The sequence below is a fragment of the Xenococcus sp. PCC 7305 genome (assembly GCF_000332055.1).
Taxonomy (GTDB): domain Bacteria; phylum Cyanobacteriota; class Cyanobacteriia; order Cyanobacteriales; family Xenococcaceae; genus Xenococcus.
In genome coordinates this window covers 73,796-89,573 of record NZ_ALVZ01000232.1, presented here as the reverse complement: position 1 = coordinate 89,573, position 15,778 = coordinate 73,796, and the positions used below count along the sequence as shown (strand labels likewise).

Genomic DNA, 15,778 nt, shown 5'->3' with positions numbered 1-15,778 from the left:
ATATCTTATCTATAAAAAGAGCTTAAAAATAAGACTTCAGGGGGAGGTAAACAGCTAGAAAAATCAAATTATTTGTCTGTTCATATATAAATTTTATTAATGATATTGATTCCGAAAATGGATGAGTGACCACTAGTTTCGCCATTGACTACCACCATCATGAGCAATCATGCTTATAATCATTAACAGGATTAAGTGACATTATCTAAATTTTTTGAGCTTATCTTTTATCTAAAATCAACATAATAATAAAAATATACAGATGCCTCGAATACTCGTAATCGATGATGACCCTGCAATTTCTGAGTTGGTCTCTATAAACCTAGAGATGGCGGGTTATGATGTCAACCAAGCTGAAGATGGTATCAAAGGTCAAGCTTTAGCGGTTCAGTTACAGCCAGATCTTGTCATGTTGGACTTGATGCTTCCCAAAGTTGATGGTTTTACTGTTTGTCAAAGATTACGCCGTGATGAGCGTACCTCTGATATCCCAGTCTTAATGTTGACAGCTTTAGGTCAAACCCAAGATAAAGTAGAAGGTTTCAATGCCGGTGCAGATGACTATTTGACGAAACCTTTTGAGGTTGAGGAGATGCTCGCTAGGGTCAGGGCTTTATTGCGACGCACTGATCGCATCCCTCAAGCGGCAAAACATTCAGAAATCCTCAACTATGGCCCGTTAACTTTAATTCCTGAGCGGTTTGAAGCTATCTGGTTCCAGAAGACGGTAAAACTAACCCATTTGGAATTTGAATTACTACACTGTCTGTTACAGCGTCATGGGCAAACCGTTGCTCCTAGTGAAATTCTCAAAGAGGTATGGGGCTACGATCCAGATGATGATATCGAAACCATTCGGGTTCATATTCGCCATCTTCGTACCAAGCTAGAGCCAGACCCTCGCCACCCCCGATATATTAAAACAGTATATGGCGCGGGATATTGCCTTGAATTACCTAGTATTGAACAGTTAACTATGGATGCAACTCAAGCAACAGCATAATAATGCCCACTAAAATATAGCACCTAGATTCATCAGGATTGTTGATCGGCAAGTCACCAATCCTTCACGTTTTATTATGACTCTGCTTGGCCTTAACTCCAAACTATCTAATGGTTTCTGCTTTTCCTAAAGGAGAAAATCGAATTTCAATTCTACGCCTACTAGCATTTGGTTGACGGTTTGCTGGGGAAAATTCTCCAGAGGGAAGCTGTAATTGAGCGGCAGAATAGGCTCTAAATTTTACACCTGGCAAACGACCTTGTCTTTGGGATGCTTGGAGTTGTTTTACAACCTCTAAAGACCTCATTAAGCCCAAATCTGCATTGGAGCCTGGAGTCAAACTACCAATTGGTTTTTGGCCATTGGCAACAGCTTCTAATTGTTGATCTAGATTGCTGGCACTATTAAAATTAACCTGGCCATCGGTGTGCCCAATAATTTCTACAACATAGAGATTGTTTTCTTGACTAATCTGCTCAATAAGGTTTACTAAGTCTGTGGTGATATAACTTTGTAATTCGGAAGGAAGACTGGCACTTCCCGAGTCAAATTGGTATTCTCCCGAGTCCTGAATAACTACCACTGGAGGTGCAGATTTGAGACGTCGATTTTCAGATTCTACAATTTCTAGTCTCTCATCGCTGCTTTGTAATAAAGACTGGAGGTTAGAAGAGGTTCTGCTTAATCGATCAATAGTATTGTCTCTACTGCGTATAATATTATTCCTGTTGCCAAGCTCATTTTCTAACGCTACTACCTGACGCTTTAGTAGAGTGACTTGTTGTTGGCTGGCATCTAAATTTGTTTCAGTTTCTTCTGCAGTGTACTTAAGGAACAATGACCTAAATAAAACTAGTAATAAAAACAGGCTGATAATCATAAATGAATTAGCCATTAAGTCGGTAAAAGATGGCCAAATATTTAAAGTATCACTATCAGCTTCGGTCGCTAACAAACGTCTTTTAACCATAATTTGGGGTTGTTTGATTAATTAATTTCATTAGTGTTTTTACTTAGTTCAAGTAGATTGTCGTATTTGTGGTTAATTTTTTCAACATTATCTTCCATTTTTGATATTTTATTAATTACCTTTTGAATCCCGTCTAAACTATTTTCAAAAGATTGAGTGGAACGTTGCAAGACTAAAGATGATTGGGAAAATTGATTCTGCGCGATCGCAAGGTCTGTGGTCGCAGAAGATAATTTTTCGGGCAACCGACTCTGCTCTAAAGTATTCGCCGCAGATTGAAAAGTATCCGCAGTATCTTCTATTTTGCTAAAGGCGTTAGTAATGGAATTTTCGATAGTGCTACTCAAATTGTCCAGCATATAACTAAAGTCATTGCTAAAACGCTCTAGAGCAATGTCAATAGGAGCAGTTTGCTGTCTTTGTGGTAAATATACATTGTCTAGATAGTCTTCAATAAAACTTAGTAAGGTAGCTTTGACTAAATTGGTATTCCAAATCAAATTAATCACTGTTAGTAAAGCACTACATGCGATCGCAACCAGACTACTAACAAAAGCAACTCCCATGCCCTGTAATGGTTTATCTAGTTCTTCAACCAAGCTATTTAGATCTGTAATGTCAACTTGAGTAATGGTTTGACTTAAGGTTGCCAGATTGATTGTAATGCCCAAAAAAGTTCCTAACAAGCCAAATGACAATAGTAAATTGGGCAACAAACGGGTTAAATAATCCACTGCTTCACAACTAAAACTCATCCCTAAAATGCGACATTTTTCTTGGCTATAGCTGCCATCAATGATGGCTGTTGTATTAATTGATTCATGCTGATGCTGCGAAAGTTCTAGTCTTTTTTCTATGTGATGCAAAATATTTGGTTTTCGTTCTATTCCTGTTTCGTCCAGTAATCTTTTGAGATTCTTAACTGTATTTGACAGATTTTGATGGAGAGAGAAGCGCGATATGATAGACAATATACTGGGGATAATAACTAGGAATATTGACAAAAACACTAGATAACCAGGCAATATTCTGAGAATGTTAAATATTTGTTCCATTATCGAACCTACATTTATATGTTAAAGGGGTAATTTTCCAAAACTAATCATAAGCTATGAGAAAAAAATCAGGAAAGGCTATATCTCTTGTAAATCACATCAAAGAATATAGACAGATAATTTAAGGTTTTTACTATATTCTAAGATTTTGAGATCTCTAAGGCTCACAATGAGCCTTTACTATATTGCCTTTTCCTATTCATAGCTTGGGTTATGTCAACAGATTTTAGGGTTAGATTTTATTGCCAGGGATTTATAAGATTTCGATGAAGCAAAACCGGCTTTTAAGTGATACTCCATAAATTTTAGATAAATTATCCTGTTAGTTGCTCCATTTTTGTAGTTATTAACCGTAGTAGTATGCGATAAATAGAAAAGCAGACAAGTTAACAATTCAACTTTTTAAAACATACATCAGAGAAGGAGCAAAAAATGGTTACAGGACAAAAAGAAAACATTAAAAATCAAGCAGCAGAAGAAAAGCATATTGCCAAAAATGTAATGGAAGAGTTAGTAACAGAGGAAATTAACAAACAGTTAAAACGTTATCCAAGAAAGGTTGCTAAATTCATTAACCAAGTAGAAGTTTTTACTTATGCGCTCAATCGCTTACCTCCCCTATATGCTTCTTCTCATAAAGGTCTTAATAGACAAAAAATTAGAGGAAAAGCCGAATTACAAATCAAAATCACTAGAACAGTGAGAGAAGGAATTAAACAGGTTCAAAATGATTTGATCCGAATTTCTAACCCATTGACTACAGAGTTAAATTCCGTAGAAAGAGAATTAGCCGAAGCCCAAGAAGCATTGCAAGAACTATCAATATTTTTCCCAACTAAAAATGTTTCTTGGAAAAATATCAATAAAATAGTAAAACCTATTTTGGTTAGACTAAATGAAAAACACAAAAGATCTTTAAATTCCAGACAGGATGAACTTGCTGGGTGGGATGCTAATGTTCCCAATAGGTAGAATATCTTATTTGACTTATTTGGACTTATGCAGACTTGTTTGCATCTGTTGTTCCAATTGTTCCGTAGAGGAAAGCAAGTTACTTAGACCATCAACTAAGTTCCTAATATCGTTACGAAAATTGGGATCTCCAGTGATATCTTCTAAGTCAGCTGTTATTTTTTGGGCATTGGAAAATGTGACTCTGGCCGAATCTAAAGTTTGCTGTAAATTGACTAAAGTATTGGGGTCACCAAAAGTGTTGGAAATCTCTTTGAGATTAGCTGAAGTATCAGCCGCATTAGCAGTCAAGGTTTCTAGATTTTGGATCAATTGTTTGGTGTCTGTTTGGGCAACAGTTTGATCTAGTTGATTTACGAGACTATGTAGACTTTCACTCGTAGTACTAATATTGTTTAGCGTAGTCGCGAGTTCCGTACGGTTTTCGGTGATAAGTTCATCAGCATTACTAGCGAGTTGAGTAAGCTGCCTAGCTGTATCTTGATATTGCCGCGCTGTACTATCAATAGTTTCAGAAGTGTTTTGGGCTACCTCAGTGATTGCTTTAGCTGCATCAGAAAAAGTTCCCAATTCTTGATTGACATCTGCTACTAATGAGGAAACATCTTGAGTGAGCTCAGCGATTTCTGCGGCGGCAACAGAAGCATTTTGCGCAGCCGAACCCATATTTTCAAAAAGTTCGGGGTTTTGTGATAGGGAAAGATTTAGTTGGTACATTAAAGGCAATAGATCATCTATTGTAAGTCCGGTTTCTCCTTTCAAGCGATCGCCATCACACAAAATAAGATTCGCATCGGCACATTGTTTACTAAGAGGGCTAATCTTGCTAGATTCAGAGATTAATTGGGTGGCTGGGGGTTGAATATCAATGAAAGTTTCACCAATCAGACCGGCACTAACAGCTTGAACAGTAGAACCTTGAGGGATTAGAAGTTTAGAAGAGGAAATCTCCATAGTGACCTCGACACCATCTATTTGGGGGGCAATCTTTTTAATATTGCCTATTTTTAGACCTCGATAGCGAATTGGATCTCCTGTGGCAATACCGTTGACATCGGAAAACTGAGCGATAATTTGATATTTATTTTGCCCAAATTGAATACCTCGTAACCAAAGACTAATGCCACCAAAGATGGCTATTCCTGCAACTATTAATAACCCTAAAGAACCTTCTTTTAAAGAACGAGATCGCAACATAATTTATATAGCCTCTAAAAATAAAAATACTATTGTACCTGTTCAATCACTTGTATTGGCCCTTCTGTACTAGCACTAAAAAACTGCCTTACTAAAGGATTATTGGTATTATCAATCTCGTCAATCTTTCCTGTCCACTGAATTTTACCTCCATAGAGAAAAATCACGCGATCAGCAGTGCGTCGGATGGTGCTTTCTTGGTGAGAAACCATAATATAGGTTCCACAAGTTCCTTGTAGTTGGCGTACCAAATCCTCGATGATAGTTGAAGCGATCGGATCTAATCCGGCAGTAGGTTCATCATAGAGAATGACTTCTGGTTTGCTCTTAATATCCTTGGGATTAGAGATTACAGCGCGGGCAAAACTAACTCTTTTACGCATGCCTCCTGAAAGTTCTGCAGGATAGCGGTCTCCTGTCCCTTTTAACCCTACAACTTCCAATTTGTCTGCCACTATTTGTCTAATTTCTGCATGGGAAAGCTGAGAATTTTCGTAGAGAGAAAAGCCAACATTTTCCGCGACAGAGAGAGAATCGAACAAGGCTGCTTGCTGGAACACCATACTCATACCGATCGCATCTCCGCGATCTTCGATTAGTCCGGTGCGTTTTTCTCCTTTGATATAAATTTCTCCCTCATCCAATGGTAGTAAGCCAGCAATAAGTCTCAGGATGGTGGATTTTCCCGTCCCCGAAGGCCCAATAATAACTAAAGCTTCTCCTTGATAAATTGTGAGATCAATTTTATCTAAGATAGTATTGCTCCCAAAGGATTTGGAAACGCCCTTGAGTTCGATTAATGGTTCGTCTTGGTTACAATCAGATTGCATTTGGTAAAGGATGAGGGATTAGGGATAAAGGATGAGGAAAGTCAGATTTAAAGGATATCTTAGGTAACAAAGAGGAAAAATGTAAAACAAATTCCTCATCGTTCATCCCTCATAATTCATCGTTATTTACTCGTCTATATCAAGACCAAAAACCCGAGCTACAGATTTTTCTACTTTATAACCTGAATCAATAGATTCTAGGGGATCTTTTCTCAGACGATGACGCAACGAGAGAACGATGACGCGGCGAATATCATCTACTGTAACTTCGGTTCTTCCTTCAAAAGCTGCGATCGCTTTGGCTGCACGGTTGGTTACAATGTCACCCCGCAAGCCATCGACATCTAATTCGGAACAGATCTCGGAAATTTTTACGCGCAAATCATAATCTAGGACGACTTGGGGTAATAATTTTTGGGCTTGCACAATTTTTTGTTGAAGTTTTTCTTGCTCTTGGCGATATTGATCGTAAAATTCTGTGGGGTTGCCATCAAAAGAACCTCTTTGTTCAACGATTTGTACTCTGAGGTTGGGTTCCTTGACCGTACGAATTTCGGCATGCATGCCAAATCTGTCTAGTAACTGAGGGCGCAATTCTCCCTCCTCAGGATTACCCGAACCGACCATCACAAATTGAGCTGGATGCCGAATCGAAATGCCTTCTCTTTCTACTGTGTTCCAGCCTCCTGCTGCCGAGTCGAGGAGCACATCTACTAGATGGTCATCAAGAAGATTCACCTCATCTACATAAAGAATCCCTCGATTTGCTTTAGCGAGAAGTCCTGGTTCAAAGGCTTTGACCCCTTCAGACAGAGCTTTTTCGATATCAATAGTGCCACAAACGCGATCTTCTGTCGCCCCAAGGGGAAGATCTACCATTTCCACTTTCTTTTTGACAATATCAAGAGGGATTTGCTGTTGTAGTTTCTCTTTTACTTCCTCGCTCATGAGATCAGGATCTTGAGGATCGCTATTGAAGGGATCTCCTGCCACGACGTCAATTTCGGGTAACAAATCAGCCAAAGCCCGAATCGTTGTAGATTTTCCGGTTCCGCGATCGCCCATAATCATTACACCACCGATTTTGGGATCAATAACATTGAGAATGAGGGCGAGTTTCATCTCTTCTTGGCCGACAATTGCCGTAAAAGGAAATACTATTCGACCTGTTTTGGGTGGTGCTTGGACTGTAGCCGTCATATCAAATTTTTTTATCTAACGATACTAAGGGATAACAATAAAATATTCCGCAGCGAGTAATGCTGTTAATTATTTTTTTAGAAACGTATTTCATTGTGCCATGTTTTCGCTTTCTTCGGATGAGATAGGTCTTGATTCAAAATTAGGAATAATTTTTAAAGAGAAAACTCATATTAATTTAAGTTAATCGAGGCTGATTCTTCCAGCGATCGGATTAATAATTGATATATTGACAATTCATAATTGACACTAAATGAAAATCTGGCTCTACGACACTACCCTCAGAGATGGCGCTCAGGCAGAGGGTATCTCTTTATCTTTGGCGGATAAGCTCAAAATTGCTCGTCAATTGGATGCGATGGGTATTCCTTTTATTGAAGGAGGATGGCCAGGAGCCAATCCGAAAGATGTCCAATTTTTCTGGAGATTACAAGAAGAGCCCCTGCAACACTCAGAAGTTGTAGCTTTTTGCTCAACCCGTCGCCCCCAGATGATTGCCGCTGAAGATCCTATGTTACAGGCTATTTTATCGGCGGGAACTCGTTGGGTCACAATTTTTGGTAAATCTTGGGATTTACATGTCACAGAAAGTCTCAAAACCAGTTTAGAAGAGAATTTGGCGATGATTCAAGATTCGATCGCCTATTTAGTGTCTCAAGGCAGAAATATTATTTATGATGCCGAACATTGGTTTGATGGCTATAAAAATAACCCAGAATATGCCCTGGAAACTTTAAAAGCTGCGATCGCAGCTGGCGCATCATGGCTAGTACTCTGTGATACCAATGGGGGAACTTTACCCCATGAAATTAGTCAAATTATCCAGGATATTTACCAGGCCATTCCTGAGCTGAAGCAACCTGAGGCCCCGCAATTGGGAATTCATCCCCATAATGATGGGGGGACGGCGGTAGCCAATGCGATCGCAGCCGTACAAGCTGGCTCGACAATGGTTCAGGGAACAATTAATGGTTATGGGGAAAGATGTGGCAATGTTAATCTTTGTACCCTAATTCCCAACCTACAACTAAAACTGGGCCATGATTGTCTGGAAGATTCGCAATTAGCCCAACTAACCCAAACTAGTCGTCTGGTCAGCGAAACGGTAAATTTTACCCCAGAAGAGAGAGCTCCTTTTGTCGGACGTTCTGCTTTTGCCCATAAAGGGGGGATTCATGTTTCGGCGGTGGCCAAAAATCCTTTGACCTATGAACATATTGTTCCTGAAGCGATTGGTAATCAAAGACGCATCATGATCTCCGATCAATCAGGATTAAGTAATGTTTTATACTATGCTCAAAAATTTGGCATTGAGCTGGAAAAAAGAGATCCTCGTTGCCGCAAAATCTTGGAACGACTGAAAAACCTGGAACACCAAGGCTATCACTTTGAGGCAGCCGAAGCGAGCTTTGAATTGATGATGCGCTCTCAGTTAGAAGATTATGCACCTTTATTTCAGCTTCAGACCTGTATGATTCACTGTAATCTTTATCAAGAATCAGATAGCACTGCTAGCAACACAGTCGCTACAATCAAGGTAGCGTTGAACGGCAAGCAGTTACTAGAGGTTGCCGAAGGCAATGGCCCAGTTGCCGCCCTAGACTGTGCTTTACGTAAAGCCTTAACCGAATTCTACCCCGCGATTTCTGAGTTTCGGCTCACAGACTATAAGGTGAGAATTCTTGATGGAACTTTGGGTACAGCAGCCAGAATAAGGGTTTTAGTCTCTTCTAGTAATGGCCAGCAAACTTGGACAACCCTAGGAGTTTCTAGTAATATTATCGATGCCTCCTATCAAGCAGTAGTAGAAGGTATAGAATATGGTTTACTACTAAATTCCTTCTGTAAAATCCCAGAAACAAAAATTGAGATTGGTTAGTTTATGAATGCTCTCCCCCAAAATACCCAGCGTCGATTGCAAAAAATCCCCCAAAATTCCAGTGTCTGGGAAGGTGATCGTCGTCCGTTGGGGTCAATTTCCGAGCATTTTGAGTCGGATGCCGGGATGGATGGAGAATGTGTAATCTGGGTGGATGGGACAGAAGGTACAGTCAGAGGCATGGAAATTGTCCCGGCTCATATGGGCTTGGAAGCAGTAGTCCGAACTTTGTTACGGGCGATCGAATCGCCCCATCATCCAGCGACTCCGGTACGCCCTCAGAAAATAGTAGTCCGCGATCGCCAACTCCAATTCTTTCTCCGGGGAGCGCTACAGGGATTAGATATTAATATCGAGTATTTTGCGGAATTGCCGCTCATTGATCAATTATTTGCCAGCTTTGAAGAATTTGGCAGTAGTAAACCCCCTGCTCTCCCAGCTCCCTACGAACCAGTCCTAGAAAAAATCGCTTATCAAATTTGGGAGACCGAACCTTGGGCCTATCTCCTTGATCGAGACATTATCGCCCTTAAGATAGAAGACTGCGAAATAGAAACTATTTATGTCTGCGTTATGGGTAATCTGGGTACTGAATTTGGTGTCTTACTCTATCGTTCAGAAGAATCCCTCAAGCAATTCCGCCAGGCTGCGATCGAAGAAGAATCTCCAGAAAGCTTGGAAAAAGCATTTTTAGCGCAAAATTGTTGGTTTTTGAACTACGAAGAAGAAGACGAAGCAGAGGAGGATTGGTCATCAGAAGAATTCACCGAAGTTAAACCTTTTTTTGGTAGTCTACATCCTTTTGAAGGAATGCGAGCTTTTCTGGATGCGGAAGAGGCAGAGATAGTCTATTTAGCGTTAACCGCATTGCTAAAATTCTGCGGGGACTATAGTGACAAGCTCATGCTAGATCCGATTCCCGAGATTACTAAAACCTACCGAATTCGACCTTCACAAAAGACAAAGTCGCAAAAAGCAACTAAAGTTGAAGTCTGCTCTTTACCTGGGCTTACTGCCGAACTTTTGGGCATGGAGGACGAAGGGGCTAATTTATTACCTAATATTAAAGAGATTGAGATCCCAATCCAAGATGATTTTATTCCTGATGGCTCCTTGATCACCATGGGAAAAATTCCTTGGGATTTACTGGGATTTATTACGATACAAAAAAAGACCTACTATCAAACATTGAATCAAGACCCTATCGGAGAAGGTTTACCCTCAATTATTATTCAAACTTCTCGTCCCAAAGCCAAAAGTTTAATTGAAATCATCAAAGATGCAGGAGGACTTAAAGCAATTTGTTTTAATCCAGGGAATGATCCTTTCAGTGGCGAAATTTATGATCTAGGGATGTTACAAACCCAAAATGGCAATCTCTATATTTTCTCTGAATATTCCCGCGATTCGACCCCCCATGCCAAAGCTTTACAACGTTGGCAGCAGAGTTGTGCTGAAACCAAAGGCTATTGCAGTTTAATTATTTCTATGGGGGTTACTGGGGCTAGTCGGGGCAATCCTCAGCCCAAAGATATGCTAGCAGTCTTTGAAACTCAAGCTATTACAGGGGCGGAATTGGGCATGGGAACTTTACAATTAATGCCTCAATTTGAATTTGAGTAATTCTATGATTGGGTCTTTTCTTTAAACTGAAACTTGATAGGCTCAAGAAGGGCTAGAGCATGAATCTCGATTTTTTTCTGATTGCTAGTTTAGGCTTCGTAGGTAGCTTTGGTCATTGTGCAGGGATGTGTGGCCCATTGGCGTTATCCTTTTCCCTATCAAATACAGATTCCAAAAAATGGTTGAATAGTTTTTCGTTTCATTTCCTACTGAATCTTGGGCGAATTACTAGTTATGGCTTAGTGGGTATTGCTCTGGGCAGTTTTGGTTCCCTACTATTTACAGCCCAATTGAAGCAAATTATGGGGATTACAACGAGTTTATTGCTCATCTGGCTAGGACTAACCAGAATTAATCCGAACTTACTACCTAATGTTCCCGTAATTCATCCTTTGCAAGGAAAATTGCACCAAAATTTGGGTGCTGCCATGAGCCAAATTGCTATCGAAAGTAAATGGTGGACTCCTGCTGTTCTTGGCTTATTTTGGGGCTTAATTCCCTGCGGTTTTCTTTATGTTGCCCAAATCACCGCTGCGGAGACAGGGAATATCTGGTCTGGTGCTATGACCATGGTGGCTTTTGGCTTAGGAACTGTGCCCACAATGCTGACATTAGGGATCTCAGCATCTCGTCTTAGCATCGACAGACGCAGCCAGTTATTTGGTTTAGGGGGCTGGATTACTCTTGTTATTGGGATTTTAACTTTGTTCCGCACTGATGCAATGGTAGATTTAACGGGTCATGGAGCGTTTATTTTGCTTTCCTTGGCTTTAATCGCTCGACCGATAAGCCATTGGTGGTCAACTCCTCTCAAATATCGTCGCGGGATTGGGGTAGGTGCTTATATTCTTGCGATCGCCCATATGCTACATATGATGGATCACTCCCTAAATTGGGATTGGCGAACCCCAATGTTTATGCTTCCCCAACATCGTCTAGGGTTGATCTTGGGAATAACTGCTTTGTTAATACTAACTCCTGTTGCCTTGACCAGTACTAATCACTGGCAAAAATCCCTAGGCAAATCTTGGCGGAGCATTCATTTATTAGCAGTTCCCGCATTAGTTTTGGCGACGGTTCATGGCATCTGCATTGGCTCCCATTACCTAGGAGAATTAAATGGTAATTGGGAAAATCAAGTCAAAGCGATCGCTCTAGCCACCATTACAATCGCAGTATTGAGTTTAAGATTATTAAGACCAGTTAGATAAATAAGACTCAATTCACTTCGGCAATAAAAATGGGATAAGAAAAAATGCTTATCCCAAACAGAAGGAAAGATGTTTCGTTATATATTCAATAGATAGATATATACTAGAGCGCACCAACACTAGCTAAGCCTAAAATCATCCCGGCACCAATTAGATGACCCAAACTAGTAGTACCTAATAACGCTGGTAATCCCATACCACCAAAATATTCAGCAGAGGGTAGAGCAGGTTCAGAGCTGGGATTCTGAATGGTGTATTTGCCAATAGCGATCGCAATAATGTTGCAGATAATCATAACAATTGCAACTTTAGGACTCCATTCTACGGTAGCTGGAACCGAAGCTGCGGCAAGCAATGTAATATAAGACAAAATTAAGTTCTCCTGTTTTGCATGTTTTGCATTTTGAAACAATGATAGACTCTTTGTTGCAATAATTATTAGTTAAGTAAAGTTTTCTATACAAAAATTTTGCTAACCACCACAGAACCAATTTTAATTACTTTTATGGTTTAAAATTTGTAGAATGTTCAATTTGGGGCTGTAGCTCAGTAGGATAGAGCAAGTGCCTCCTGAAAGTGATCGGGCATGACAAAGGAAACCTTGTCAATGAATGTGGTCAAATTCAAGGAAGCCTAAGTCTAAAAATCTAGATAAGGTAATCTTGAGCCAAGCTCTATAAACTCTGGTAGAGAAGGTGCAGAGACTAGTTATGGGGAGCAACAGAGATAATTTGTTTTAAGGCAAGACCTAAATGATAGTCCCATAACATAACGGCCACCACCTAAAGGCTAATCAACCCAGCTCATGGTGAAGAGATAGTCCAGAGAGTAGGGAAACCTGCACAAATCTGAAGCACTAGGTCGCTGGTTCGATTCCAGCCAGTCCTGTTTAACGAAAAAGGCTTTTAAAAAGCTACATTGTCATTGGAAGCTTATGCTTCCAATAATTTTCTCACTAAAAGCACCAAGATTGGAGTGAATTTGACTTCTTTTGAGCTACCAACATTACGTTCCCTTGCTCATTAATGATCCAGGTTTCTGCTTCGACAATGGACTCAGTAGATTGAGCTTGGGCATTATTCCATTGCTGGGGAATTTGCACATCACCGAGAATTTCCTTACTATCTAAAATGCGATCGCCTTGGGGTCTGAGACCACCTCTGCCAATATTAACAAAACGGCTATTATTTGCTTTTCCTGGGGTACAACCTTGGGCTAATGGAGGAGAAGTAAAGTTAAAAGGTAGTTCAATAACCCCTGTTTCTGTTTGTAAGTCTTGAGTGTTGAGAGTAATATTTCCTGCCAGACCAAATTCGGAACTTGCAGTGATGTCGCTCAAAGGTGTCGGAGCAGAACGGGGTTCAATACCTAAAATATCTAAAGCGGTAATATCTACTCGACCACCATCACCAAAGATCGCATTAGCTGTAATATCGTTATTTTCAAAATCTGTCGCAACTATAAAGCCATTTCTCGCATCAATAGTAATATTGCCTCCGGTAGCTGTACCTTGAGCGTTGGTGCTAATTTGGCTCGCTTCTCTCATTGACAGTAACTTGGTTGCTAAACTGATATTCCCGCGATCGCCTGAAAAGGTATCGGCTGAAATAATAGATTGCCTGGTAAGGTTAATTTCCTCAGCTACGATATTTAAATTTCCTGCTGCTCCTGTTCCTGGTTCAAAGGTCGAGTTCTCGCTACTAGGAAAGTTACTGACACTAATAGTTGCCCCCTCTTCTAGTTGCAGTAAATTGGTGACCAAATTAATGTTGCCCCCAGAGCCATTTTCTGAGATAGCATTGGCAAATAAACCACTACTTCCATTATCAGAGCTACCGTTAATAATTACTGATTCCCTGGCATTGACGGTTAAATTGCCCCCATTTCCGCCGTCTAGGGTACTGACGGCAATTTGCGCTCCTTCCCTAACTTGTAACTGATTGGTCGTAATCTGAAGTTCTCCGCCATTGCCAATACCTCCTGGCTGAACAGTGGCAAATAGACCACTAGGGGTTCCTCCTGGGGAAGTTGCGATCGCATCAATAGTATTAGCAGTAATATTTAAACTACCGGCATCTCCTTCACTAGCAGTAAACGCAGCAATTTGTGCGCCGTCGGCGACTAATAAACTATTGGTTTCTACAATAATATTTCCGCCATTGCCGATCCCTTCTGTGCTCGCAAATAATCCACTAGAGCCAGTACCACGAGAACCAGAAAACAGTTCGATCTCTTCGGCTTTAACGGTTAAAGTTCCGCCATTTCCTGAGTAAAAACTGGTGGTCGAAACTTCTGCACCATCAGCTACGAGTAAATAATCAGTTTCTATATTGAGATTCCCGCCATTACCTGAGTCTTCAGAACTAGTAAACAAACCACTGGAAAATTCTCCTGAAGCTCCCAGTAATTCGATTTCCGTAGCTTGAATTGTTAAATTCCCCGCATTTGCTGAATTGAAAGTAGTGGTCGAAATTTGGGCCCCATCGGCAACTAATAGATAATCTGTGAAAATATTGAGTTCGCCACCATTGCCTGTTTCACCAAAATCGGCCTGAGCAAATAAACCACTCGCAAATTCACCATCGGCTGATTCGCCAATAACTTCGATCTCAACTGCATTAACGGTTAATTTTCCTGCATCGCCTAAATCGAAAGTGCCACTATTAATTTGTGCTCCATCGGCAACTAATAAATAATTACTATTAATAATTAAATCTCCGCCATCTCCTGTTGCACCCAGGTCAACATCGGTAGAAAGACGAGTCGGAAAATAATTATCTATTGCTGCTCCTGTAATTTCTAAGCTTTCGGTAGCTGTAATAAGCAATTGCTCCCCTGATACATCTCCCAAAGTATCTGCCAAAATTGCCGAACCATCAGCTATATTGATTGCTCGCCCTAAAAGCTGAACATTGCCGCCACCATTGCCACTAACTTCAATCGAAGCAGCTTCAGTAAGACTAATATCCTGAAAATTATTGACTGCCTCATAGTTGAAATTCCAACCCAAATCATCTTGATTAAGACTAACTAGACCTGCTTCAGCAACAGTTCCTAGCTCGATCCTGCCATCTGGTGCTGTTAAGTTGCCTCCGATCAAGGAAATATTCCCGCCGACCAAAGCCAATGTGTTGCCTGATGCGACTTGTAATCCTGTCGGGCGATCGCTTCGATTGACAGTAAAAGTATCAAAGTCAATGCTGAGATTATTCCCTGTACCTAAAACCGTAATATCTTGAGGGTTAGTTCCATATTGCAAACCCAGAGGAATACTAATCGTTAATAAAGGTTCAACTTCAGGGTTTACCGCACTAAATTGACTGCCATCGGCAAATTGAATACTATCGGCTGTGCTACCAATAAAGGAACCCCCAATATCTAAGGCTGCGTTTTCGCCAAAAATAATGCCATTGGGATTAATTAGAAATAAATTGGCTGTGCCGTTGGCTTTGATGAGACCTTCAATATTAGAAATAGAGCTGCCTGTAACTCGACTGAGAATATTTTCTACGGTTAATCCATTATTAAAAAATACTGTTTGATCGGCTAGTGCAGAAAATTCGCTGAAACTATGAAATAAGTTATTGCCTCTGCTAGTGCCACCTGTAATTTCTAAAACGTCGCCTTGGGGAGTAACGATGGAGTTATTGGGAAGAGTTTGATCTTCAATAACTTGAGCTGATGCGATCGCGCAGTGCCTCGCTAAGTTTATCGATATTAGTAAACAACCAGCAACCAGTGAGACATATTTCATAGAGATTGGGTAATCAAAGCTGAATTCTCCCCAATGCTAGTCTGATTCCCTATTATTGTCATGGGCGATTATCTTTAGAGGGGC

General features: G+C 40.4%; 12 protein-coding genes. 5 read left to right on the top strand and 7 right to left on the bottom strand.

Annotated features, from left to right (window positions below; all coding sequences use genetic code 11):
- Positions 1–262: 262 nt before the first annotated feature.
- The gene (locus XEN7305_RS25070) at positions 263–1,003 is read left to right on the top strand and encodes a response regulator transcription factor (RefSeq protein WP_006512353.1); all 741 of its coding nucleotides are present in this window, start codon (positions 263–265) and stop codon (positions 1,001–1,003) included.
- Between the two features lie 103 nt (positions 1,004–1,106).
- Here XEN7305_RS25070 and XEN7305_RS25065 read toward each other — a convergent pair whose 3' ends face one another.
- Both XEN7305_RS25065 and XEN7305_RS25060 read right to left on the bottom strand, forming a co-directional pair.
- Complete coding sequence (locus tag XEN7305_RS25065) at positions 1,107–1,973, bottom strand: hypothetical protein (protein WP_006512352.1); 867 nt, start codon at positions 1,971–1,973, stop codon at positions 1,107–1,109.
- Between the two features lie 17 nt (positions 1,974–1,990).
- Complete coding sequence (locus XEN7305_RS25060; protein ID WP_006512351.1) at positions 1,991–3,028, bottom strand: methyl-accepting chemotaxis protein; 1,038 nt, start codon at positions 3,026–3,028, stop codon at positions 1,991–1,993.
- Between the two features lie 432 nt (positions 3,029–3,460).
- Between XEN7305_RS25060 and XEN7305_RS25055 the strand changes: the two genes are divergently transcribed.
- Entirely contained in the window at positions 3,461–4,000 is a 540-nt protein-coding gene (locus XEN7305_RS25055; protein ID WP_006512350.1) for a late competence development ComFB family protein, read from the top strand.
- Positions 4,001–4,015: 15 nt separating this feature from the next.
- Here the strand turns inward: XEN7305_RS25055 and XEN7305_RS25050 are convergent, their stop codons facing one another.
- The 3 genes from XEN7305_RS25050 to bchI form a co-directional block, all read right to left on the bottom strand.
- Positions 4,016–5,197, bottom strand: coding sequence for an MlaD family protein (locus XEN7305_RS25050; protein ID WP_006512349.1), 1,182 nt, complete (start codon positions 5,195–5,197; stop codon positions 4,016–4,018).
- 29 nt (positions 5,198–5,226) lie between these two features.
- Positions 5,227–6,027: an ABC transporter ATP-binding protein gene (locus XEN7305_RS25045; protein ID WP_006512348.1), complete on the bottom strand. Its 801-nt coding sequence runs from the start codon at positions 6,025–6,027 to the stop codon at positions 5,227–5,229.
- Positions 6,028–6,153: 126 nt separating this feature from the next.
- Positions 6,154–7,227, bottom strand: coding sequence for a magnesium chelatase ATPase subunit I (gene bchI / locus XEN7305_RS25040; protein ID WP_006512347.1), 1,074 nt, complete (start codon positions 7,225–7,227; stop codon positions 6,154–6,156).
- A 253-nt stretch (positions 7,228–7,480) separates the two neighbouring features.
- On the opposite strand from bchI, the gene cimA reads away from it, so the two are divergent.
- Genes cimA through XEN7305_RS25025 form a run of 3 tightly spaced genes read left to right on the top strand, consistent with a single transcriptional unit; the run spans position 7,481 to position 11,940 of the window.
- Positions 7,481–9,106, top strand: a complete 1,626-nt coding sequence (gene cimA, locus XEN7305_RS25035; RefSeq protein WP_006512346.1) for a citramalate synthase — start codon at positions 7,481–7,483, stop codon at positions 9,104–9,106.
- 3 nt (positions 9,107–9,109) lie between these two features.
- Positions 9,110–10,729 carry a hypothetical protein gene (locus XEN7305_RS25030; protein WP_006512345.1) on the top strand — a complete coding sequence of 540 codons (1,620 nt, stop codon included), beginning with the start codon at positions 9,110–9,112 and terminating at the stop codon, positions 10,727–10,729.
- A 59-nt stretch (positions 10,730–10,788) separates the two neighbouring features.
- A complete protein-coding gene (locus XEN7305_RS25025) occupies positions 10,789–11,940 on the top strand; it encodes a sulfite exporter TauE/SafE family protein (protein WP_006512344.1) in 1,152 nt (383 codons plus the stop codon).
- 103 nt (positions 11,941–12,043) lie between these two features.
- On the opposite strand, the gene psaK is transcribed toward XEN7305_RS25025, so the two are convergent.
- Together psaK and XEN7305_RS25015 are read right to left on the bottom strand one after the other, a co-directional pair.
- Positions 12,044–12,310 (bottom strand): photosystem I reaction center subunit PsaK, encoded by a 267-nt coding sequence (psaK, locus tag XEN7305_RS25020; RefSeq protein ID WP_006512343.1) that lies wholly within the window; start codon positions 12,308–12,310, stop codon positions 12,044–12,046.
- A 585-nt stretch (positions 12,311–12,895) separates the two neighbouring features.
- Positions 12,896–15,694 carry an S-layer family protein gene (locus tag XEN7305_RS25015; protein ID WP_006512342.1) on the bottom strand — a complete coding sequence of 933 codons (2,799 nt, stop codon included), beginning with the start codon at positions 15,692–15,694 and terminating at the stop codon, positions 12,896–12,898.
- Positions 15,695–15,778 lie beyond the last annotated feature (84 nt).

Excerpts from the sequence above, each read along its gene's own strand:
- XEN7305_RS25070 (WP_006512353.1), top strand. The coding sequence starts at position 263 with ATGCCTCGAATACTCGTAATCGATGATGACCCTGCAATTTCTGAGTTG.
- XEN7305_RS25065 (WP_006512352.1), bottom strand. The coding sequence starts at position 1,973 with ATGGTTAAAAGACGTTTGTTAGCGACCGAAGCTGATAGTGATACTTTA.
- XEN7305_RS25060 (WP_006512351.1), bottom strand. The coding sequence starts at position 3,028 with ATGGAACAAATATTTAACATTCTCAGAATATTGCCTGGTTATCTAGTG.
- XEN7305_RS25055 (WP_006512350.1), top strand. The coding sequence starts at position 3,461 with ATGGTTACAGGACAAAAAGAAAACATTAAAAATCAAGCAGCAGAAGAA.
- XEN7305_RS25050 (WP_006512349.1), bottom strand. The coding sequence starts at position 5,197 with ATGTTGCGATCTCGTTCTTTAAAAGAAGGTTCTTTAGGGTTATTAATA.
- XEN7305_RS25045 (WP_006512348.1), bottom strand. The coding sequence starts at position 6,027 with ATGCAATCTGATTGTAACCAAGACGAACCATTAATCGAACTCAAGGGC.
- bchI (WP_006512347.1), bottom strand. The coding sequence starts at position 7,227 with ATGACGGCTACAGTCCAAGCACCACCCAAAACAGGTCGAATAGTATTT.
- cimA (WP_006512346.1), top strand. The coding sequence starts at position 7,481 with ATGAAAATCTGGCTCTACGACACTACCCTCAGAGATGGCGCTCAGGCA.
- XEN7305_RS25030 (WP_006512345.1), top strand. The coding sequence starts at position 9,110 with ATGAATGCTCTCCCCCAAAATACCCAGCGTCGATTGCAAAAAATCCCC.
- XEN7305_RS25025 (WP_006512344.1), top strand. The coding sequence starts at position 10,789 with ATGAATCTCGATTTTTTTCTGATTGCTAGTTTAGGCTTCGTAGGTAGC.
- XEN7305_RS25015 (WP_006512342.1), bottom strand. The coding sequence starts at position 15,694 with ATGAAATATGTCTCACTGGTTGCTGGTTGTTTACTAATATCGATAAAC.